The 22,267-nt window shown below is 67.4% G+C and carries 16 protein-coding genes; 5 read left to right on the top strand and 11 right to left on the bottom strand.

The features are described 5' to 3' along the window. Window positions 1-71: 71 nt before the first annotated feature. The 7 genes from IFT63_RS00595 to IFT63_RS00565 form a co-directional block, all read right to left on the bottom strand. On the bottom strand, window positions 72-1,079 hold the full coding sequence (locus IFT63_RS00595) for a S41 family peptidase (RefSeq protein ID WP_192082908.1): 1,008 nt from the start codon (window positions 1,077-1,079) through the stop codon (window positions 72-74). A gap of 125 nt (window positions 1,080-1,204) precedes the next feature. Next, window positions 1,205-4,159, bottom strand: coding sequence for an autotransporter outer membrane beta-barrel domain-containing protein (locus IFT63_RS00590; RefSeq protein ID WP_342450377.1), 2,955 nt, complete (start codon window positions 4,157-4,159; stop codon window positions 1,205-1,207). Between the two features lie 252 nt (window positions 4,160-4,411). After that, window positions 4,412-5,479: a heparan-alpha-glucosaminide N-acetyltransferase domain-containing protein gene (locus IFT63_RS00585; protein ID WP_192082907.1), complete on the bottom strand. Its 1,068-nt coding sequence runs from the start codon at window positions 5,477-5,479 to the stop codon at window positions 4,412-4,414. Continuing rightward, entirely contained in the window at window positions 5,476-6,624 is a 1,149-nt protein-coding gene (gene nagA, locus IFT63_RS00580) for an N-acetylglucosamine-6-phosphate deacetylase (RefSeq protein ID WP_192082906.1), read from the bottom strand. Before nagA ends, IFT63_RS00585 begins: the two co-directional genes overlap by 4 nt. Further along, window positions 6,624-7,652, bottom strand: a complete 1,029-nt coding sequence (locus IFT63_RS00575; RefSeq protein WP_192082905.1) for an SIS domain-containing protein — start codon at window positions 7,650-7,652, stop codon at window positions 6,624-6,626. The genes nagA and IFT63_RS00575 overlap by 1 nt, the downstream gene beginning before the upstream one ends. A gap of 8 nt (window positions 7,653-7,660) precedes the next feature. After that, complete coding sequence (locus tag IFT63_RS00570; protein WP_042614153.1) at window positions 7,661-8,728, bottom strand: LacI family DNA-binding transcriptional regulator; 1,068 nt, start codon at window positions 8,726-8,728, stop codon at window positions 7,661-7,663. Between the two features lie 42 nt (window positions 8,729-8,770). Next, window positions 8,771-10,060 (bottom strand): sugar MFS transporter, encoded by a 1,290-nt coding sequence (locus tag IFT63_RS00565; RefSeq protein ID WP_042614154.1) that lies wholly within the window; start codon window positions 10,058-10,060, stop codon window positions 8,771-8,773. Between the two features lie 362 nt (window positions 10,061-10,422). Here IFT63_RS00565 and IFT63_RS00560 point away from each other — a divergent pair, with 362 nt between their 5' ends. The 3 genes from IFT63_RS00560 (at window position 10,423) to IFT63_RS00550 (ending at window position 16,686) form a co-directional block, all read left to right on the top strand. Further along, window positions 10,423-11,442 carry a glucokinase family protein gene (locus tag IFT63_RS00560; RefSeq protein WP_042614155.1) on the top strand — a complete coding sequence of 340 codons (1,020 nt, stop codon included), beginning with the start codon at window positions 10,423-10,425 and terminating at the stop codon, window positions 11,440-11,442. 167 nt (window positions 11,443-11,609) lie between these two features. Then, window positions 11,610-14,240, top strand: a complete 2,631-nt coding sequence (locus IFT63_RS00555; protein WP_182657315.1) for a TonB-dependent receptor — start codon at window positions 11,610-11,612, stop codon at window positions 14,238-14,240. Window positions 14,241-14,361: 121 nt separating this feature from the next. Then, window positions 14,362-16,686 (top strand): family 20 glycosylhydrolase, encoded by a 2,325-nt coding sequence (locus IFT63_RS00550; RefSeq protein ID WP_192082904.1) that lies wholly within the window; start codon window positions 14,362-14,364, stop codon window positions 16,684-16,686. A 96-nt stretch (window positions 16,687-16,782) separates the two neighbouring features. Here IFT63_RS00550 and IFT63_RS00545 read toward each other — a convergent pair whose 3' ends face one another. After that, window positions 16,783-17,160, bottom strand: a complete 378-nt coding sequence (locus tag IFT63_RS00545) for a membrane protein (RefSeq protein WP_042614166.1) — start codon at window positions 17,158-17,160, stop codon at window positions 16,783-16,785. Between the two features lie 5 nt (window positions 17,161-17,165). Further along, window positions 17,166-18,350, bottom strand: a complete 1,185-nt coding sequence (locus IFT63_RS00540) for an SAM-dependent methyltransferase (RefSeq protein WP_192082903.1) — start codon at window positions 18,348-18,350, stop codon at window positions 17,166-17,168. 57 nt (window positions 18,351-18,407) lie between these two features. Here IFT63_RS00540 and IFT63_RS00535 point away from each other — a divergent pair, with 57 nt between their 5' ends. Then, window positions 18,408-19,145, top strand: coding sequence for a pteridine reductase (locus tag IFT63_RS00535; RefSeq protein ID WP_192082902.1), 738 nt, complete (start codon window positions 18,408-18,410; stop codon window positions 19,143-19,145). A gap of 154 nt (window positions 19,146-19,299) precedes the next feature. Here the strand turns inward: IFT63_RS00535 and folK are convergent, their stop codons facing one another. Beyond that, entirely contained in the window at window positions 19,300-19,800 is a 501-nt protein-coding gene (folK, locus tag IFT63_RS00530) for a 2-amino-4-hydroxy-6-hydroxymethyldihydropteridine diphosphokinase (RefSeq protein WP_042614168.1), read from the bottom strand. 86 nt (window positions 19,801-19,886) lie between these two features. Here folK and IFT63_RS00525 point away from each other — a divergent pair, with 86 nt between their 5' ends. Beyond that, the gene (locus IFT63_RS00525) at window positions 19,887-20,627 is read left to right on the top strand and encodes a 20S proteasome subunits A/B (protein WP_042614159.1); all 741 of its coding nucleotides are present in this window, start codon (window positions 19,887-19,889) and stop codon (window positions 20,625-20,627) included. Window positions 20,628-20,722: 95 nt separating this feature from the next. Here the strand turns inward: IFT63_RS00525 and IFT63_RS00520 are convergent, their stop codons facing one another. Next, window positions 20,723-22,240: an ATP-binding protein gene (locus tag IFT63_RS00520; RefSeq protein ID WP_192082901.1), complete on the bottom strand. Its 1,518-nt coding sequence runs from the start codon at window positions 22,238-22,240 to the stop codon at window positions 20,723-20,725. Window positions 22,241-22,267 lie beyond the last annotated feature (27 nt).

Below are 22,267 nucleotides of genomic sequence, written 5' to 3'. Positions count from 1 at the left end.
ATCGATACGGCGACTTTAACAGGCCGTGACGTTGTCATCCTGTGGACTGGCGCAGCCCTTCGCCGATGACCTCACCCGGCACGCGGGACGGCCTTGGCCTGTGCGACGCAGCCCGGCTGCGAGAGCAGCCAACGCTGGGCCGCGGCCAGCGTCGCGGCATCGCCGTCGGTGATCTGGTCGGGCACGATCGGTCCACCATCGCCCACGCCGTTGCGGTCGGCCATCAGCGTGTCGGTCAGCAGGAATAGAGTGCCATCGGGCAGGCGAATGGAGGAATTGGAGGTGGCAAAGCCGGCGGTCGCTGCGCCGAAGCTGCGCGAATCCGGGCGCCCACGAAAGGCCAACGCCGTGGCTTCCCCGGAACTGGCCGTACGTTCTCCCAGCAGCACCGCCACCGGCGCCCCCGGCTCACGCAGGCGATATCCAGCCTGGCCGAATCCCAACATCGGCCGGCCTTTCACCATCAGGGTGCCGTCGTGTGATTCCCACGGCACATTCGGTCCCGCGCCCCGCAGCATGCCGAGCACCTGGATGCCATCGCCAGGGATCCGCAGCAGTGGCTCCACGCCCAGCAGCATCGGCCACATGTTGCCGCCGCTGTTGCTGCGCAGGTCGACGATCCAGCCACAGCGCGGGCTGGAATCGGCATCGCGCACGCGCCGCTGCAAGTCCACCGCCCGCTGTACCGACTGCCGGGCCTGCTCTGCCGGGGAGCTGGCCACGGTGGGGGAAAAGCGATCGACCGCCACCCAGCCGATCCGGCGATCCAGCGTGGCGGGCAGGCCGCCGCGCCCCGCAGCGGTGCCTGCTCCGGGAACCGCGTTGCGCTGCGCGGGAACCTGGGGGGTGCCTGCCGATACCCAGCGTCCATGGCCCTTGGAGCTGCGTTGGATGGCGGCATCCAGCAATGAGCGCACCCGTGCGGGATCACCGTGAGCGCGGGCGATATCGTTGCGCACGACCTCCCAGTCCACGGCCTCGCGGTACAGCGCCCGCTGCTCCATCAGGTCAAGCATCTTCGCCTGTGATTCGGCGGAAGGAAGATCCACCGCCTGTGCGGCGGCAGTTACCAGCATCATCGCAACCACCCACGCACGCCCACCGGCCATCGCGCTACATCCCTGTAGAGGAAGCCGGATGATACGTGAACGCAGGGCGGGACCGCGATGGCCGGGGGATCCCGCAGCGCCCGGGACGGAGTGCCTCACCAATCCAAGCGCAGGCCGATGTTCCCCTCCACGCTCCTGCGTTCGCGATTGCGGTCTTCCAGGTCACGCGTGTAATCAGCCACCGCGTACGCGCTCACGTTGCGGTTGAAGCGCCCCACCAGGCCCACGCCGACTTCCCACGCGCTGGTCTCCTGCCCCGCTACGATGCGGTTGCTGCCGAAGTCCACGCGGTTGTCGCCGTCCAGCGTCTTCCAGTAATTGAGCTTGAAATACGGCTGCCAGCCGTTGTCCGCCAGTCCGAAATCACCGGCCAGGCGCAGTCCGATGCGGCCGGTCCAGGCGTTGTCGGCGTCGAAGCGGATTGCTGCCACCGCATCGGCCGCATCGTCCAGTGACTGCCGCTGCCAGATGACCTGAAGCTGCGGTTCCAGCCACCACGACGACTGCCCAAGGCGCAGCAGCGGCTTGCCCGCCTCAAGCGAGGCACTGGTGCCATCGCCGCGGACGTCGATGCCCAGCCCACGGGTGGACCACGCCTGTCCGCGGTAACGGCTCTGCATCACCACCGCATCCAGGTAGCCGCCGGCGGTGCCGACGCCGGTCCAGCTCAGGCCCACGTGCTTGTCATCCAGCCGGGTCTGGCCCACGTGCACGTTCTCCCAGCCCAGCGCCAGGCCGGTGATGCGTCCGGTGGCGCGGGTGCGGCCGACGAACACGCCCCACTGGCTGCGGAGGGTGCCGCCGTCGCTGGCATGCAGGTCGAGGCCGGCCTGCAGTCCCTGCAGGTCGCCGTCGAAGCCGGTCAGCGCATCGCCATTCCAGTGCTGCTCCTCGCTGCTGCCGATCAGACGGCCCCAGGCGGCGCGGGCCACGCCCTCGCCCGCCAGCAGGCGCTGTTCGCCCTGGCGCTCGTGGAAGGTACCCAGCGAGGCCTGCGACACCGTGCGCAGCAGCGACGGAACCACCGTATACGCCGGTGTTTCCAGCCGGTAGATCGGGGTCACTGCGGCCTGCGACGGGCGTGCGCCGGGCGTGGGCGGGGTGGCCAGCGGGCCGGGCACCACGGCGACCTCATCGGGTACCGGCGGCGGCGGGGTGATGATCGGCGGGTCTGCCGGTTCCGGCTCCGCTGGTGGCGCCGGCGGTGCCGGCTCGGGCGCCACCGGGTCCCGATCCGGCGCACCCGGATCGACCGGCACATCCGGCGGCGGCGGCGGCGCCGGCGGCAACACCGGCGGCGGCGTGCCAAGGTCTTCCGGCGGGGCCGGCTCGGGCAACGATGGCGTGGTCGGCGCAGGCGCCGGCGCAGGATCCGCGCTGGCCACGAGGGTCGAGCGCAGGTACCAGTTTTCAGCGGTGCCGCCGCTGACCCCGCCCTTGAACAGGAAGTACTCGTAGGCACCGGCAGCCAGCGGCGAGAACAGCGCGAACGCATCCGCACTGGTGGTGGCGCCGTTGCCCGCCTGCACCAGCAGGATGCCATCGGCGATCGTCTCCCCGCCGCCGCCGCCGGCGTTGATCACGCCGATGCCGGTGGTGCCGGTACCGGCGCCACCGGAGATCACCAGGCGGTCACTGGCCGAGCTGTCATCGCCGAGCACGGTGTTGAGGTACAGGCCACCGCCGTTGCCGGCGTAGTTGCCGTTGATGGTGAACACATCGCCGGCCGCATCATTGCTGCTCATGTCGATCCGCCCGGCATTGAGCACGCTGGCCAGCGACCCGGCAGTGAAGGCGGACACCCCGTTCGCCCCGCTGGCAAACAAGGCACTGGTGGCATGGATATGCAGCGTCCCGGTGGCGGTACCCGCATCGCCCAGCACCAACGTGCCATCGAAGGTCATCTGGCTGTCGTTGGCCAGCGTGATGCGTTCCCAGCCGGTGTAGCGCGCTACGGCGGTGGTCTTGACGTTGTCCATCGCCAGCGCGTCGGTGCCGCTGCCGCCATCCAGCCGCGGCACCGCGCCCAGGTGCGCTTCGTTGAGGTCGGACAGCCGCGCGGTGTCATCGCCCTCGCCCATGTCGATGAGATCGTGCACTACCCCGCCGCCGCTCCAGTCCAGGGTGTCGTTGCCCACGCTCATGCGGATTTCGCCGCGCACCGTGCCCCCGGTAAGGGTCACGCTGTCATCGCCGCCACTGACACTGATGTTGCCGCCGATGTAGCCATCGGACAGGATGATCGTGTCGCGGCCGAAGCCGGTCACCAGGTTGCCATCGATGGTGCCGCCGGACATGTCGAACACGTTGTTGTCCAGCTTCATGTTCACCCGGCCGATGCGCCCGCCGGTCATTTCCGCGTAGTCGCCATCTTCGAACGCACCGACGATGCGGCCGCCGGTCATGCGGAAGTAATCGAAATTGTCCCCCTGCAGCAGCGCCCCGATACTGCCATCGGTCATCAGGAAGCTGTCGATGCCGTTGCCCTGCTGCACGGTGCCGGTGATGCTGCCACCGCTGACCTGCAGGCTGTCGGCACCGTCGCCCTGGTCCAGCGAGGCGAGGCTGCCCGCACTGACCATCGCCACATCGTCACCGCTGCCCTGGGTAGCCGCGCCTGTCACGGTGCCGCCCTGCACCTCCAGCCGGTCGTTGCCGGCGCCCTGCGCCAGCGTGCCGCCGATGCTGCCGCCGCTACGCAGGAGGGCGGTGTCGTTGCCGCCGCCCTGCGCGACGTTGCCGATGATGGTCCCGGAGAGGTCGACCAGGTCGTCACCATCGCCCATCACCACGGCATCGGCGCTGCCCACGTCGACCACGGCACCGGTCTGCAGCCGTACCGAGCCGCTTGCGGTGGCGGCCCTGCCGGTGCCCAGCGTGCTGGTCCACGGCGTGGGCGGGGTCGCGTCGCAGACCGTGCTGGCGCCGGTGGTGATGCAGTCGGCACTGACGTTCAGGGTGGCCACCAGCAGCGCGGTGCCTGCGATGGCACGCGCGTGGAGGAGATCTGAGATGCTGAATGCAAGCCGGGAAGGTACGGGACGGTGCACGCGACGTTCTCCATCATCATGATCGGAAGAAACGAAATGCCACTGAACGTGCCGACCTTGACGCCCTTCCCGTGCCCGCCTGGATGCGGCGGTTTTCCGGAATGTCCCCTGCGTCAGGTGCCGTCAAAGCGCCCTGCAGCTGCAGTCTGCCATCGGGTTCTACGTATTTTCCACATTTTAAATGTGATGCAATTCACCCAACGGATGTGAACAAGCGTTGGGCTCACGCACTGCGCACATGACTTAACAGGTTCAGATCTTCAGGTAAATGCGGCGTGCGTCCAGCCACCATGCCACCGCCCACCATGCAGCGACGAAGGACACTGCAATCAGCAGCGAGGCCGTGGCCAGCTGCGTCGGCATTACCCCAGCGGCAGCGTTCCAGGCCGCCTGCCAGAGCCCACTGGCGCCCAGCAGCACAGACATCACCGATGCGCCGAGGTAGACGGTGATGGCATTCACGCCGAAGCGCCGGCCCAGCGCAGGCCAGCGGCGTTGGTCGATCAGCCGATGCGCAGCAAGCAGGGCCATGATCGCCAGGCCCCCCGTCCAGAGCACATAGGGCGGCGTCCACAGATTCTTGTTGAGTGGCAGCCACATCGCTGCTGCCAAGCCGACCGCCAGCAGCAGCGCGCCGCTGGCGGCCAGCCGCAGCGCCCGGCCGGCACGCAGCTGCTGCCCCGTCAGCAGCCCCAGCAGCGTGGTCGCCAGCGCACCCAGCGTGCTCATCAGTCCTTCCGGATCGTGACCCAGTCCGGTCGCCGCGTCGTACTGGTAGATCCACGGGGCAAACAGCGCGGTGTCCAGCCGGCTCACCGGGTTGAGCAGTGGCGCCAGCGTATCGGCGCCCAGCAGCAGACCGGAATAGCCTGCAAGCAGCAGCACCAGGGCCGCCCACTGCAGCGGCTGGCGCATGTACACCGCCAGCAGCCCCACCAGCGCCGAGCACACCGCGATGCGCTGCAGAACGCCCCACAGGCGGTAGTGCGGCAGCTCCAGCAGCCACCACGCGAGCGCGTGCAGCAGCAGGCCGGCCAGCAGGATCCGCAGCGCGCGGGTCAGCACGCCGCGCGCCAACGCAGGCCGTGCCGCCGCATCCGCTGCACGCGGCACCACGCTGAACGCCATCGACACACCGACCAGGAACAGGAAGAACGGGAACACCAGGTCAGTCGGCGTGCAGCCATGCCATGCCGCATGCAGCAGCGGCGCATGCACATGACCCCAGTCGCCCGGGTTGTTCACCAGCAGCATCGCCGCCACGGTGAGCCCGCGCAGCGCATCGATCGACGCCAGGCGTGCGCCGGCCGTCGTGCTCATGCCGCTTCGTACTGTCCGGCAATCCAGGTGCCACGCACCTGCAGGGCATCGTCCAGCAGCACCAGATCGGCCTGAAAGCCATCGGCGATATGACCCAGTCGGTCATCCACGTTGAGGAAGCGCGCAGGGTACGTCGAGGCCATGCGTGCGGCTTCGGCCAGTGGTTGGCCGAGCAGCTGGACGGTGTTGCGCACCGCCGTGGCCATGTCCAGCGCGGAACCGGCCAGTGAACCGGCGGCATTGCGTACCACTCCGTCGACGGCGGTGATGATCTCCCCGTACAGCTCGTAGCTGGGGTCATCCGCACCGACCGGCGGCATCGCATCGGTCACCAGCAGCAGGCGGCCGCGCGGCTTGGCGGCAAGCGCCACGCGCAGGCTGCCCGGATGCACGTGCACGCCATCGACGATGATACCGACCCAGCTGTCGCGGTCTTCCAGCGCGGCGCCCACCGCACCCGGTTCGCGGCCCTGCAGCGGTGACATCGCGTTGTACAGGTGGGTGAAGCCGCGGATACCGGCATCCAGCCCGGCACGCACTTCCTCATAGGTCGCTGCGGTATGCCCGGCCGCCACGATGACGCCACGCTCCACCAGCGCGCGGATGGTCTCCAGCGGCACCCGTTCCGGCGCCAGCGTCAGCAGGGTCACGCCATTGTCCAGTGACGCCGCCAGTGCGATTTCATCGGCATCCGGCACGCGGAACTTGCTGGCGTCGTGCGTGCCTTTGCGCGCTGGCGCGATGTACGGGCCTTCCAGGTGGATGCCGATCACCCCGGGCACCGATTGCGCGATGGCATCGTGGGTGGCGGTGATCGCCGCGCGCATCACCTGCAGGTCATCGCTGATCAGCGTCGGCAGCAGCGCGGTGGTACCGAAGCGGCGATGTGCCGCGGCGATGGTGCGCAGGGTCGCCACGTCCGGCGTGTTGTTGAACAGCGCGCCGCCGCCACCGTTGACCTGCACGTCGATGAAGCCCGGCAGCAGCCAGCCGCCACGCAGGTCCACCTGTTCGTCGGCTTGGCCCAGTTGCGGTGCCGCGTCGGGCAGCACCGCACTGATGCGGCCACCTTCGATCACCACCGCGAGGTCATCGCGGAAGTCCTCGCCCACCAGCATCCGGGCATTGCGCAGCACTTGCTTCATCAGACGGTCTCCGTGACCTTGTTCAGGTGCGGCGGCAGGTCGGGGTTGTGCCCGCGACGCAGCGCCAGCGCGTTGATCGCGCGGTAGAAGCTCTGCACCGTCAGCAGCGGTGCGCACAGGGGATGCGGCGCGGCGGCCAACGGCAGGTCACCGCCGGCGCCCGCCAGCCAGACCTGCGCGCCGCGCGCGGCGAACTCATCGGCCACCGCGCGCGTGCCGGCGCCTGTTTCATCGGGCTGGGCGAAGGCCAGCACCGGGAAGCCCGGTCCGACCAGCGCCATCGGCCCGTGCTTGACCTCGGCCGAGCTGTACGCCTCGGCGTGCAGGCCGCAGGTTTCCTTGAACTTCAGCGCTGCTTCCTGGGCCGCGCCAAGGCCAAGGCCACGACCCAGCACGAACAGGTTACTGGCTTCTACCAGGCCTTCGGTCACCGTACTCCAGTCCGCCTGCCAGGCCTCGCGCAATGCCGCCGGCAGCGCGTCCAGCGCCGCACGCAGCGCGCTGTCCTGCTTCCAGTAAGCAGCCAGTTGCAGCAACGCGGCCAGCGAAGCGAGATAGCTCTTGGTCGCCGCTACGCTGCGTTCGGCCCCGGCGTGCAGCGGGATCACCGTATCGGCCAGCTGCGCCAACGGCGAATCTTCCACGTTCACCAGCGCCACCACGCGCGCGCCGGCAGCTTTGGCCGCTTCGGCGTTGCGCAGCAGGTCCGGGCTCTTGCCGGACTGGGAAATCACGATGAACAACGCTCCGCGCAGCTGCAGCGGCGCGGCGTATACCGATCCCACCGATGGCGAGGCCGACGCTACCACCAGCCCCAGCTGGGTCTCCAGCAGGTACTTGGCATAGGTCGCCGCATGGTCCGAACTGCCGCGCGCGCAGGTCACCACGAATGGCGGCGGCACCGCGCGCAGGCTGGCAGCCAGCGTTTCCATCACGCCGTGGTTGCGCGCGAACTGGGCCGCGATGACATCGGCCGCCTCGGCGGCTTCGCGGAACATCAACGTGTCGGCAGGGGCTGGCAAGGTCATGGAGGTACTCAAGGAGGATCGGAAGGAAGGGCGCGCGCGGCGGCCGGTCGCATCGGTGCGGTAGAACCACGCACCACCAGCTGTGGCACGAAGCCCTGGTTGTGCAGCGGCGACGGCGCATCGTCATACGCATCGCTGCGCAGCTGTGCGATGAGCAGGCGCGCGGCATGCCGGGCGATGTCTTCGGTAGCCTGCTTGGCGGTGGTCAACGGCGGCCAGGACTGGCGTGAGAACGGACTGTCCTCGAAGCCGGCGATGGACAGGTCGTAGGGCACGTTCATGCCGGCCGACTTGGCGGCGGCCAGCACGCCGGCGGCGATTTCATCGTTGGAACCGAAGATGGCGGTCGGCGGCTCGCGCAGCGCCAACAGGCGCCGTGCGCCGCGGAAACCATCGTCGAAGGTGTAATCGCCCTGCACCACCAGGTGCTTGTCCACGGTCATGCCGTAGTCCTTCAGCGCCGCTTCGTAGCCGGCATGGCGCTCCACCGATGAGCGGTGTGAACTGCCGCCCCACAGGAAGCCGATGCGCTGGTGCCCAAGCTGGATCAGGTGCTCGGTGACCTCGTAGGCGGCCTCGCGGTCGTCGACGAACACACAGGCCCCGTCGGCGGGATCTTCGGTAGCGGCGATGATGCGCACCAGCTTGATGCCGCGCGCGGTCAATGCCTGCACCAGGTCGCGGCGCTCGGACATCGGTGCGGTCAGCACCAGCCCGGCCAACCTCGAGCGCTGCACCCAGTCGGCCAGCTCTTCGGCCAGCAGTGGCGAGCTGGAATCGCAGGGGTGGATCTGCAGCCCGAAGCCGGTCTCGCGGCAGGCCGCCAGCACGCCGTTCTGCACGCCGATGATGTGGTACGGGTTGGGATTGTCATACACCAGCCCGACCACGAAGGTGGTACCGCTGCGCAGGTTGCGCGCCGAGGGATCCGGCTCGTAATCCAGCTCGGCCACCGCACGCAGCACCCGCGCACGGGTGGCCTGCATCACCGATGGCTCGTTGTTGATGACGCGCGACACGGTCTTCAGCGAGACCTTGGCCTTCTCGGCGACGTCCTTGATGGTGGCTCTGCGCATTGCCGTTCCCCGCGGTTGATCCGTGGCGTCCATGATCGCCGATCAGGCGGCGTCGCGTGGCAGGCCCGCGCGGTGCCCGATGGTCGAATAGAACAGGATGTACAGGTAGCACGGGACCATCAGCAGCAGGAACACCAACTGGAAGTCGACATGCTGCTTGAGCACGGCAAAGGCCTGCGGAATGATCGCACCGCCGGCGATGCCCATCACCAGCAGCGCCGAGCCGGTCTCGGTGAAGCGTCCCAGGCCGCGGATCGCGAGCGGGAAGATCGCCGGCCACATCATTGCGTTGGCGAAGCCGAGCAGTGCCACGAAGGCGACCGACACATAACCATGGGTGAAGTAGGCCCCCAGGCAGAACAGCACGCCAAGCGAGGCGGAAAGGCTCAGGTAGCGCGACTGGGAAACAAAACGGGGGATCAGCAGCAGGCCCACCACGTAGCCCACCAGCATCGCCCCCAAGGTAAGCGAGGTGAACATCTTGGTCTGGTCCAGCGGCAGGTCGAATCCATGGCCGTACGTGCCGATGGCATCACCGGCCATGACTTCCACGCCCACATAGACGAACAGGCACAGCACGCCCAGCCACAGGTGCGGGAACTGGAAAATGCTGCTGCGCTCGATCCCGCCCTTTCCGGCCGGTGCGGCATTGGCCTCGGAAGACTTCAGTTCGGGCAGCGGCGAGAACAGCACCGCTACCGACAGCACCACCAGCAACCCGGCCATGCCCAGATAAGGCGCATGGATCTTGGCGGCGAAGTCGTTGAGCAATGCCGCGCGGGTTGCCACGTCGGCCTGCTCCACCGCAGTGGAGAGATCGCCCACGCCATGCAGCACCAGCGTACCGATCAGCACCGGTGCGAGCATGCCGGCGATCTTGTTGCAGATGCCCATCAGCGCAATGCGCCGCGCTGCGGTTTCAATCGGCCCCAGGATGCTGATGTAGGGATTGATCGCGGTCTGCAGCAGTGCCAGGCCACTGCCGATGATGAATAGACCGCCCAGCGCGCCCGGATACCAACGTTGGGTGGCGAACTCACCGAAGGTGGCTGCACCGGCGGCCATCACCAGCAGGCTCAGGCTCAGGCCCTTTTTCATGCCGGTACGGCGCAGTATCCATGAGGACGGCAGCGCGAGGAAAAAGTAGGACAGGTAGAACACCATCAGGACCAGGAAGGCACCCACCTCGTCGAGCTCGAAGGCCAGTTTTACGAACGTGATCAGCGGTCCGTTGAGCCAGGTGAAGAAGCCGATCAGGAAGAACAAGACGCCGACGATGGCGATGGACGTGGTGACGCTGGTACGCGCACCTGCAGCGTGGACGGCGGACATCGGCAAGGCTCCTGCTGCGACTCCGCGCGGGGCGTCGTCGACGAATGGCTGGGAACAACGTTGTCACATTCTTTCGACGGGCATGGGGACTTTGTCAACTCACAAAATCATCATCCGCTTTTTTTGCTGCATCGCCACATAGACATCAGCGTCGTGTGCTGAATACGTCCAATGCTTGGGGCGCCTGCGTCGCGGGCTTTCCCCCTGCTCTATCCAACGAGACATGTAATCGTTTTCTCCTGAAATCATTCCCCGCAATGCAGCAACGAAAAATTCACGAAGCCGTTGACATCGTTGTCAACACAGCTTCATATTCCGCTCAACGGCGGGTCAATCATGGCCCGCACTCCGCAGGAGCCCGCGTGACCGCTGCCAGCCATCCCGCACCCACCCGTGTCCTCTCCACTGCTGCGCCGGGCTTCCTGGCCGCGGACGTCGGTGGCACCCATGTCCGGGTGGCCCGCGTAGAGGCAAGCGGCGACGCCGCCCATCCGGTGCGCGTGCTGGACTACCGCAAGTACCGCAATGCCGACCACCCCGGCCTGGGTGCGATTCTTTCCGACTTCCTCGGCGACGGCATGCGGCCGGCGCATTGCGTGGTGGCCACGGCCGGCTACGCCCGCGAAGACGGCACGGTGATCACCGCGAACGTGCCCTGGCCGCTGTCGGCGCGCCAGCTGGAAACCGAGGTCGGCGTGCAGCACGTGCACATCGTCAACGATTTCGAAGCCGTGGCCCATGCGGCGGCCCAGGTCGATGCAAGTGGCGTGCTGCAGTTGTGCGGGCCGGACAGCGCGCCGATCGGCCCCACCCTGGTGGTGGGACCGGGCACCGGACTGGGTGCGGCACTTTGGATTCCGACCGCGCATGGTCCGGTGGTGCTGGCGACCGAGGCCGGCCAGGCCAGCCTTGCCGCCAGCGATGAACTGGAGATGGCGATCCTGCGCCACATGCTGCGCGCGCGCTCCCACGTGTCGGTGGAACATGCGCTGTCAGGCCCCGGCCTGATCAACCTGTATACCGCGCTGTGCGCGCTGGAAGACCAGCCCGCCGTGCTGGGCACCCCCGATGCGGTGACCGCTGCCGCCATCGCGGGCACCGACGCAGTGGCACGCAGGGCGCTGGACGTGTTCTGCGGCCTGCTCGGCAGCACCGTCGGCGACATGGCCCTGCTGTACGGCGCCCATGGTGGCGTCTACCTGGCCGGCGGCATCCTGCCGAAGATCCGCGATTACCTGCGCGCCAGCACCTTCGTGGCGCGCTATCTCAACAAGGGACCGATGAGCGAAGCGCTGCAGCGGATCCCGGTGAAGGTGGTCGAACATGGCCAGTTGGGTGTCATCGGCGCGGCCAGCTGGTATCTCGGCCAGCAGTCCCGCTGAGCCTGCCGCGCGCTGGAGCGCGCGGTGGCCTGAAACGAACGACGCGGTACCCGGAACACGCAGCACGCTGTACCCGGAACACCCGACCCGCCGGCCGCGGCGAGGTCGTACGACAGCAACAACCACGCGCCGACGCGGCGAAACTTCGTGTGATGAGGAGAGACATCATGAACACCCGCAAGTCCGTACTTTCGGCCGCCATCGTCGGCTGCCTGGCCTTCAGTGCCCACGCCCAGCAGACCCAGACCCCGCAGGACCTGGACACGATCACCGTGGTCGGCATCCGCGCCAGCCTGGAAAAATCGCTGGATACCAAGCGCAACAACGTCGGTGTGTCCGAAGCGATCACCGCCGAGGACATCGGCAAGTTCCCCAGCACGAACGTCGCTGAAGCGCTGTCGCAGATTCCCGGCGTCACCCTGGACCGCCGCTTCGGCCAGGGCGAGCGGGTCAGCATCGACGGCACCGATCCCAGCCTCAACCTGTCCTTCCTGGATGGCCACCCGGTCGCGCAGGCGATCTGGCTGTATGGCGAACAGCCAAACCGTGGCTTCGACTACACCCTGCTGTCGCCGCAGATTCTCGGCCGTGCGGAGATCATCAAGTCCTCCGAGGCACGCCTGACCGAAGGCAGCCTCGGCGGCACCGTGCTGATGCACACCCGCCAACCGCTGGACCTGAAGAAGAACGAAGTGGCCGCCTCTGTAGGCTACAGCTACAGCCAGCAGGCCAGCGAAGGCAAGCCGAACGCTTCGGCGCTGTACAGCTGGAAGAACGACGACGAAACGTTCGGCATCGCCGTTTCCGCGCAGCATTACGAGGAGGCGATCGACCGCCAGGGCATTGAAGTGTTCGGCTACGCCAAGGCCAGCAGCTTCACCAACGCGACGGGCGTGGCCGGCGATGTCGACGTGCCGAACTCGATCAATGCGGCCTGGTTCCAGCAGGAGCGCAAGCGCGACAGCGCCGTGGTCAACCTGCAGTTCAAGCCGAACGAAGACCTCGAGTTCAACCTCAGCGGCCTGTACATCAAGGAGAACTTCGACAACTACAACCAGTCGATGTATTCCTTCCTGACCTGGAACGACGGCACCCGCAACGCCATCGACCAGCTCGGCGGCGTGCGCAACGGCGTGGCCACCAGCGGCCACTCCAACGCCAATGCCGATGCCACCAGCGGCACCGTCATCTATGACAACAACGTGCGCGAATCCGAAGTCACCACCAAGGGCCTGGACCTGCGTGGCGCCTGGAAGGGCGAAGGCTGGGGCGTCAACGGCCAGGTCGGCCAGAGCAAGTCGGAAAACAAGAACCTTGCGCAGTACTTCATCGAACCGGTCTACAACGGTGCCTACAGCTGGAGCGTCGACGATGGCCTGACCTTCGACGACCCGGCCGGCGCGCGTGACCCGGCCAACTGGGGCGCTCCGGGCGGCTGGCTCGGCAACAACGGCATCTTCGCCACCGACAGCAAGGACACCTACGCGCAGCTGGACTTCAACGTGCAGTTCGACAGCGTGTTCAACCAGCTGCAGTTCGGCGTGCGCCACGGCAAGCACGAAGAAAACTTCGAGCTCAACGTCTACGGCGGCGTGCGCACCGGCACCCTGGCCGACGTGGGCACCATCGGCCTGACCGACGGCATCCAGGGCTTCGGTGACGACCAGTCCCGCCACATCCAGGTGGGCCGTGACAACGTCCTGGCCTGGGTCAAGGGCAGCCCGCTGGACTTCGCCAACCCGGATCCGTCCAGCTACCTCAACAACAGCTGGGCGCTGGAGCAGACCAACAACGCCGCCTATGCGCAGTTGAACTTCTCCAACGGCCCGCTGCGCGGCAACGTCGGCGTGCGCTACGTCGACTCCAAGACCGACGGCAGCGGCTTCGTCTACGGCGGCACCCCGACCCTGACCGACCTGGACAGCAAGTGGCAGACCCGGAGCAAGAAGGAAGACTTCGTGCTGCCCTCGGTGAGCCTGGCCTGGGACACCGACAGCGACTGGGTATTCCGCTTCTCCGGTGCGAAGGTGATCGCCTGGGCACCGTACAACCAGATGGTCAACAACACCTTCCTCAACGATACCCAGCTGACCGGTTCGGGCGGCAACGCCGACCTGTCGCCGTATGAGTCGTGGAACTTCAACGCGTCGGCCGAGTACTACTTCGCGCCGCAGGCGGTCGTGGCGTGGTCGATCTTCTACAAGAAGATCGAGAACTACATCGACACCTCGGCCACCATCGAGCGCCAGTACAACTCGATCCGCGATACCTCGCCGCTGACCTGGGACAGCATCGTGGGCACCAACGGCTGCACCGCCGATGGTTACTGCGATTACAGCATCCAGCGTCCGCGCAATGCGGGCAGTGGCCACGTCAAGGGCTTCAACCTGAGCTTCCAGCAGCCCTTCGGCGAGAGCGGCTTCGGCCTGACCGGCAACTACACCTACGCCAACGGCGAGAACAACACCGGTGATCCGCTGCCCTACCAGTCGCGCAATGCCGTGGCCTTCAGCCCATACTACGAAAAGGGCCCGCTGAATGCCCGCCTGACCTACAACTGGCGTGACAGCTACCTGGCAGGCGGCTACGTGGCCGGCGCAGCGCCGGCAAGCGTGGACGACTACGCCGAACTGGGCGCCAGCATCGGCTACACCTTCAACGAGAACTGGTCGCTCAACATCGACGCGCAGAACCTGCTGGACGAGACCTACTTCCAGTACCTGGGCGACAAGGAGCACCTGGCCGGCAAGTACAAGAGTGGCCGCCGCTACATGGCCACGGTGCACTTCAAGTTCTAAGCTGCAGCTGGCAATGTCCCATCGCAACGGGCCCGGTCATCCGGGCCCGTTGCATGATGGGGACGGTAAAACGGGAGGCACCGGCCAAACGCCGGCGCCCCGCCACCACAGGAGTCACCTGATGCGCTTCACCTCCCTGGCCCCGCTGCTGCTGTGCCTGGCCATCGCGCCGCTGGCGCGCGCCGCCGATGCACCGGCCATCGACAACGCCCCCGGCCCGTTGCTGCGCGACGGCAGCCTGCCGCTCATTCCCGCACCGGCCCACCTGGAACGCCTCGATGGCGCGCCCTTCAAGGTGGAAGCCAGCACCCCGGTGTGGGCGCGCGGCGACGCGGCCACGCGCGTGGCACGCCAGTTCAGCACGCTGTTGCGCGACAGCGGCGGCCCCACCCTGCCGGTCAAGAACGGGAACGGCAAGAACGGCGTCAACTTCGTGCTCGACACCGCGCTGAAGAGCGGCGCCGAAGGCTACCAGCTGCGCTCCAACGGCGATGGCGTGACCGTTGCCGCGGCTACCGAAGCCGGCCTGTTCTACGGGGCGGCGACGTTGTCGCAACTGTTCACCAGCAACACCGACGGTGCCCTGCCGGCACTGCGCATCGACGATGCCCCGCGCTTCAGCTGGCGCGGCCTGATGTTGGACTCGGCCCGGCACTTCCAGAGCCTGGACGAGATCAAGCAGGTGCTCGATGCGATGGCCGCGCACAAGCTCAATACCTTCCACTGGCATCTCACCGATGACCAGGGTTGGCGCATGGAAATCAAGCGCTACCCGAAGCTGACCGAGGTCGGCAGCTGCCGCATCCCGGCCGGTGACGGTGGCCGCGATCCGGCCACCGGTGCACCGCGTCCCTACTGCGGCTTCTATACCCAGCAGCAGATCCGCGAGGTCATCGCCTACGCCGCCGCCCTGCATATCCAGGTGATCCCGGAGATCGACGTGCCGGGCCACGCCACCGCTGCCATTGCCGCCTACCCGGAGCTGGGCGTACTGGATACGCCGCTGCAACCGCTGAGCGAATGGGGCGTGTTCCCCAACCTGTTCAACACCGAGGAAAGCACGTTCACCTTCCTTGAAAACGTGTTGGAGGAAGTCATCGCGCTGTTCCCTTCGACTTACGTGCACGTGGGCGGCGATGAAGCGGTAAAGGACCAGTGGATCGCCTCGGCGCGTGTGCAGCAGCGCATGCGCGAACTGGGCGCCAGCGATGAAATGCAGATGCAGAGCCACCTGATCAAGCGGCTGGAAACCTTCCTGGAACAGCACGACCGGCGCCTGATCGGCTGGGATGAAATCCTCGAAGGCGGCCTGCCGCCGCAGGCCACGGTGATGTCCTGGCGCGGTACCGAGGGCGGCCTGAAGGCGGCCAGCGAAGGCCACGACGTGGTGATGTCGCCGGTCACCGACATGTACATGGACTATCTGCAGACCTCATCGCCGAACGAGCCGCCGGGCCGTCCGCTGCTCACCACACTGGCCCGCACCTACGCCTTCGAACCGGTTCCGGCGACGCTGGCAGCGGACAAGCAGCACCACATCCTCGGCCTGCAGGCCAACATGTTCACCGAACACACGCGCAGCTACGCGCGCCTGCAGCACAACCTGTTCCCGCGCCTGGCCGCGGTGGCCGAGACCGGCTGGAGTCCGGTGCAGCAGCGTGATTTCCGCGACTTCCTGGCCCGCCTGCCGACGCAGCTGCAGCGCTACCGCGCGTGGGGCCTGGCCTATGCACAGACGCCGTTCGAGGTGGCCGTCGAGCATCAGGATGACCGGCGCGCCGGCAACGTGCAGATCAGCCTGGCCAACCCGCTGGGCTACGAAGTGCGCTATCGCACCGATGGCCAGCCGGTGACCGCGGCTTCGCCGTTGTACGAAGCGCCACTGCAGGCCCAGCTGCCGGTGACCGTGCACGCTGCCGCGTTCTTCAACGGCCAGCCGCTGGCTGCCGCTCCCAGCGTGGCCGCGTTCACCGCACAGTCGCTGCTGACCCGCCGCGACGACGAACTGCTGACCTGCCCCGGCCCGGGGCAGCTGCTGCTGCGACTGGAAGATGACGGCCCGGCTGACGGTGCCCGCGCGGTGTTCAACGTCAACATCTTCAATCCGTGCTGGCGCTGGGCCGATGCCGATCTCACCGGCATCCGCACGCTGAAGGTCCGTGCTGGCCGCATTCCTTACTACTTCCAGCTGGCCCACGACGAACCGCAGCGCAAGTTCGAAGCGGCCAGGCGGCCACACGGTGAAATGAAGGTCCGCCGTGGCGACTGCACCGGCCCGGCATTGGCCGAAGTACCGTTGCCCGCCAGCACCGGTGCCGATGGATTCGTCACCCTGGAGGCGGCATTGCCCAAGCAGGTGACCGGCAAGGGCGACCTGTGCATCAGCTTCACCGGTGACACCCGTCCGGCGATGTGGGTGCTGGACGAAGTGACCCTGGCCCGGTAGCGCCGCGGACCCGGTAGCGCCGCGCCATGCTCGGCGAGCGCAGCGGCGCTTCAGGCAGCCCGCCGAGCATGGCTCGGCGCTACCACCCGTCCGGCATCAGCCGCGCAGGCGCAACAACAGGTCGCGCCACGGCGTCAGCGCCGTGGCGAGGCCAGCCACCACCCCGACGGTATTGGCCAGCGCATCGCCCGGATCGGCCATGCGGGTTTCGGTCAGCGCGCCCTGCGCGATCTCGATGCCGACCCCCATCAGCACCAGGCCCACGGCCACCCACAGCAGCGCGCGCCCGCGCTGGAACACCTGCACGGCACTGCCCCCCAGCAGGAAGTACGCGAGGAAATGCTCTACCTTGTCACTGCCCTGCGGCAGCGCCAGCGGCGGCGGTGGGATCAGGCAGACCACGATCACCGTCGCCACCGCAGCCAGCCACACGCACAGCCAGAACCGCCGATGGCGCAGTGGCTTGAGCCACATGCCGCTCACAGCCGCCAGCTCAGGTCACCGAGTTCGAAAGACGGTTCGAAATCCACATCGCGCTGCAGGCCGATCACCTGGAAGCGCTCGCCCATGCCGCTGGGCAGGGTGAGCTTTTTCACCTCCTCACGCAGCTGTACACGGCCCACGTCGTCGGTGCGCTCATCGGCCAGTGCGAGCACCTGGTCCAGCCCGTTACCGAGCAGGAAACTGGCCTGGCTGCAGTAACCGGCCAGGTCGAAGCCGGCATGCAGGCCCGCTTCGGCCATGGCGGTGAAATCCACCGAGGCGGTGATGTCCTGCAGGCCCGGCCACAGGTACACCTCGTTGTGCACGTGGTGGCGGTAGAACGCACGCACGGTACCGTCATCGCGCTCCGGCAGGTAGTACTCGCCGCGGCTGTAACCGTAGTCCACGAACAGCATCGCGCCGCGCTTCAGTCCGCCGGCCACCGCCTGCAACCAATAGGGAAGCTGCGGCAGCAGTTCGGACCGGTAGCCATCGGCGAACGGCTTGTCCAGGTAACGCTCCAGGTGCCGTACCGCGCCGTTGAGCAGCATGTCCGCCGGTGCCGTGGCGCGCACGAACTGGTCGTTGGCGTCCAGCGCCACGGTTTCCTCGTACACCTCACCGGCGTTGATCACGAAGCGCGGCGTAGGCAGTGCATCAATCACCTCGTTGGCGAACACCACGCCTTCCCAGTCGTCGTCGAACGGCCGGTCCAGCCATTCCACGCGCCCGCCGATCTCCGCCGGCAGGTTCTGCTGCAACCGCTCGCGCTGGCGCTGGCGCAGGTCCGCGCTGGGCTCGAGGATCGCATAGCGCGCCGGCAGCGCCTGCAGTTCCGCCAGCCGCAGCAGCAGCGCTTCGGCGAAGGCACCGGTACCCCCTCCGAGTTCAAGCAGGCGGGCCTGCGGTCCCAGCTGGACGAACACCGGGGCCAACGCATTTGCGACCGTGGCAGCGAAAAGTCCGCCCATTTCAGGCGCAGTGGTGAAGTCGCCGCTGGCGCCGAACTTGCTGGCGCCGGCGCTGTAATACCCCCAACCGGGTGTGTACAGGCACAGCTCCATGAAGCGCGAGAACGGGATCGCACCGCCCTGCGCGCGGATTTCATCGCGCAGGGCGGCCGCCAGCTGTTCGCTATGGGCCAGGGCATCGGTATCGGGCAGCGGAAGGGTGGACTGCATGGCGTCTTCAAATGCGGTGACAATGGTGCACAGGATAGCCGAGCCATGGAGTACCCGATGACCCCTCCCGCCCCCGTGGCCCTGATCACCGGCAGCGCGCGCCGCATCGGTGCGGCCATTGCCGGTCATCTGCACCAGGCCGGCTACAACATCGTGCTGCACGCCAACCGCTCCACCGACGAGCTGCAGCAGGCCGCTTTCGCGTTTGAGCTGGCGCGGCCGGGCAGCGTGCTGGCACTGCAGGCCGACCTGCGCGAGGCTGATGCCTTGGCCGACCTGATCGAACAGGCAGCGGCCCATTTCGGCAGGCTGGACGCACTGGTCAACAATGCCTCCAACTTCTTCGCCACACCGCTGGGGCAGATCACCGCCGAAGCCATCGATGACCTGTACGCGGTGAACGCCCGCGCGCCGCTGCTGCTGGGGCAGGCCGCCGCGCCCCACCTGCGGCGCAGCCACGGCAGCATCGTCAACCTCACCGACCTGCACGGCAGCCAGCCCATGCGCGACCATCCCGCCTACTGCATGGCCAAGGCAGCGCTGGAAATGGTCACCCGCTCACTGGCGCTGGAGCTGGCGCCCAAGGTCCGGGTGAACGCGGTGGCGCCCGGCGCCATCCTGTGGCCGGAAAGCAGCAAGGATGATTTCGCCCGCGAGGCGCTGCTGGCGCGCACCCCGCTGGCGCGCATCGGCACGGTGGAAGAGATCGCCGAGGCGGTACGCTGGCTGATCGCCGATGCCGGCTTCGTCACCGGCCATACGCTGCGGTTGGATGGCGGCCGCACGCTGTCCTGAGGCGTCGGCTTCGGTCGTGACGACCGCGGTGGGTGACGACCGTTGGTCGTCAAGGCCCTTGCCGCTGCGCTCGCCGAGCATGGCTCGGCGCTACCTGGTCTGCTGCGCTCGCCGGGCATGGCGCGGCGCTGCCGGGAGGGGGGACGCCGCAGCATCAGCCCTCTTCGTCGGGACCCAGTTCCACCACCTCGAAGGCGTCGCCGAACTGGCGATGGGCGCGCCACAGCGCCTCCAGGGTCAGCCCGCTGACCGGATCGACGAAGTCCGGTGCGATGTCGGCCAGCGGCTTGATCACGAACGCATGCTTCAATTCCGGACGGGGAATGCGCAGGTGACCGGGCCCTTCCACGATCAGATCGCCGTAGAACACCACGTCGATGTCCAGCGTCCGGTCGGAAAAGCGCGGCCCGCTGCGATCACGCCCGTGCCGGTCTTCCAGCGCATGCGCCCACGCGTCCAGCGTGTGCAGGTCCAGATCGGTTTCGATGGCCACCGCATTGTTGAGGAACGCCGGGCCGTCAAAGCCCACCGCCGCGGTGCGGTAGGCCGGAGACACGGTGATGGCGCCGAAACGTTCCGCCAGGGCGGCCACGGCGGCATGCAGGTGACGGCGGGGCTGGACATTGCTGCCCAGGCTGAGGAGCACGGTGGTCATGCGGATCATCGGGTGGCAGGGGGGAGGTAATGTCTTCATCACGGCATCACCCGTACCATTGGACCGCACTTGATGGGACGATGCCAATGACTTATTGCGTCGGAATCGACGTGGACGAGGGGCTGGTCTTTGCGGCCGACACCCGCACCAATGCGTCGGTGGACGATGTACGCGTCCATCGCAAGCTGCATGTCTTCGAATACCCCGGCGAGGCGGTGTTCGTGCTGATGGCCAGCGGCAACCTGGCCACCACCCAGCTGCTGGTTTCACGCCTGCAGCGAGACGTGGAAGAGCAGCGCACGCCGAACCTGCGCAGCCTGCGCCACCTGTTCGAGGTGGCCGAATATGTCGGCGCGCTGCTGGTCGACAGCCAGGTCAAATGCCGCGACGTGGAACACGGCCACGACGGGGTGAACACCCAGGCGACCTTGATCCTCGGGGGGCAGATCGCTGGTGAACGACCCGGGCTGTACATGATCTATCCCCTTGGCAATGCCATCTCCGCCTCGCCCGAGACGCCGTACCTGCAGATCGGTGAATCCAAGTACGGCAAGCCGATCCTGGACCGCATCATCCGGCCGCGCACGCGACTGGACGATGCGGCCCGCACCGCAGTGGTGTCGCTGGATTCCACCATCCGTTCGAACCTGTCGGTGGGCCTGCCGCTGGACCTGGCGCTGGTGCGCCGCGACGAACTGCGGATCGGCGGACAGCTGCGCCTGAGCGGCGATTCGCCGCTGTATGCCGATATCCACCGCAACTGGGCGCACCGGCTGGAGCAGGCAGTGGCGGCGCTGCCGCGCTTCCCGTGGGAACAGCAGGCGTGATGCCTGGGTAGCGCCGCGCCCTGCTCGGCGAGCGCGAAGCCGTGACGACCAGCGGTCGTCATCCACCTACAGCTGGGCATGACGGCCAGCGCCCGTCACCACCGGTGCGAGCGCAGCGCCTCGGCTACCGAACGGAACACCTGCTGCATTTCCAGCGGCTTGCGCAGCGCGTGCAGCGTAATCCCCGGTGGCGCGACAACCGGCGACACGCAGGCCTCATCGCGCAGCAGCAGTGCCGCACCGCGGTACCCGCGTGCCGAGAGCTCCGACAACAGTGCGCTGGCGGTCAGCAACTGGGCGCCGCCATCGAGGATGACCAGCGCTGGCATGGCATCGGGCCCCACCGCCCGCAACGCCGCTGCGCCGTCGGATGCCAGCTGCAGCACATACCCTTGGCTGGACAAGGCGTTGCCCAGCAGCGACAGGCGGGTTGCCTCGGCATCCACGACCAGGATGGACTGCCCCGTGCCCGCGGCCAGTGGTGCGCTGGGCGGCACCGGCAGCTCGGCCTGCTCGCTGACCGGCAGGTGCAGATCGAAACGCGTCCCCTTGCCCACGGCGCTGGTCACGACGATGCGCCCGCCGCAGCTTTCCACGATTCGTTTGCAGGACACCAGGCCCAGGCCGGTGCCGTCCGGCTTGGTGGTGAAGAAGGGGCTGAACAGCCGTTCCAGCGTAACGGCATCCATGCCGAGGCCTTCGTCGATCACCGAAATGACCAGCCACTGCCGCCCCTCGCGTGTGCCGTCCGGGCCCACCCGCAGGGTGAGCCTGCCGCCATCGGGCATCGCCTGGAGGGCATTGAGTGCGAGGTTGAGCAGCACCTGTTGCAGCTCGGTGTAATTTCCGTCCACCGCCGGCGCGCCCTCCGCCGCCTCCACCTGCAGCTCGACATCGCTGGGCAGGGTGCCGCGCAACAGCAACTGCACCGCCTCGAACAGATGGTGTACCGGTACCCGCTCGCTCGGCTTGCGCGAGCCGCGCACGAAGGACAGCATCGACTCCGCCATCTCATGCCCGCGCCGGCCGCATTCGGCGATGACCTCGGCCATGTGCAGCAGTTGCGGATCCTGCGTCCGGGCTTTCAGCAACTCCGGCACGATCAGCAAAGGCTGCAGGATATTGCGCAGGTCGTGGCTGAGTCCGGCCGCGAGCAGCGACAGGCTTTCCAGCCGCTGCGCGCGCATCAGCTCCCCTTCCACCCGCTGCCGTTCGCCCGTCGCACGCGCATCGCGCACGGCGCGGGCGACCGCCGAAGGCAGCCGCGCGGGCTGGTGCTTGAGGATGTAATCGCTTGCGCCGCGTTGCAGCGCGGCCACCGCCGCGTCTTCGCCAAGCGTGCTGGACAGGAACAGGAACGGCAGTTCCGGTTGCGCCAGGCGCACGATGTCCAAGGCCTGGAAGCCCGAAAAAGCGGCCATGTTCAGCTCGGCCAGCACCACGTCCGGCTGGAAGGACTGCAGCGCAGCCAGCAACTGGCTTTCTTCGTCCACCCGTTGGAAAGTGGCGCGCATGCCCGCAGCAAGGATCTGCGCGATGACGCGCTCGGCATCGTCGGGCATGTCCTCGACCAACAGGATACGCAGATCGCCCACCTCAGTTTTCACTGGCATGGTCTCACCCTGGCTGCCCATATCGCC

It is taken from the genome of Stenotrophomonas sp. CFBP 13724, from assembly GCF_014841975.1.
In the GTDB taxonomy this organism is placed as follows: Bacteria; Pseudomonadota; Gammaproteobacteria; order Xanthomonadales; family Xanthomonadaceae; genus Stenotrophomonas; species Stenotrophomonas lacuserhaii.
Note: the sequence above shows the minus strand (reverse complement) of the source record. Positions and strands in the feature narration are given on the sequence as shown.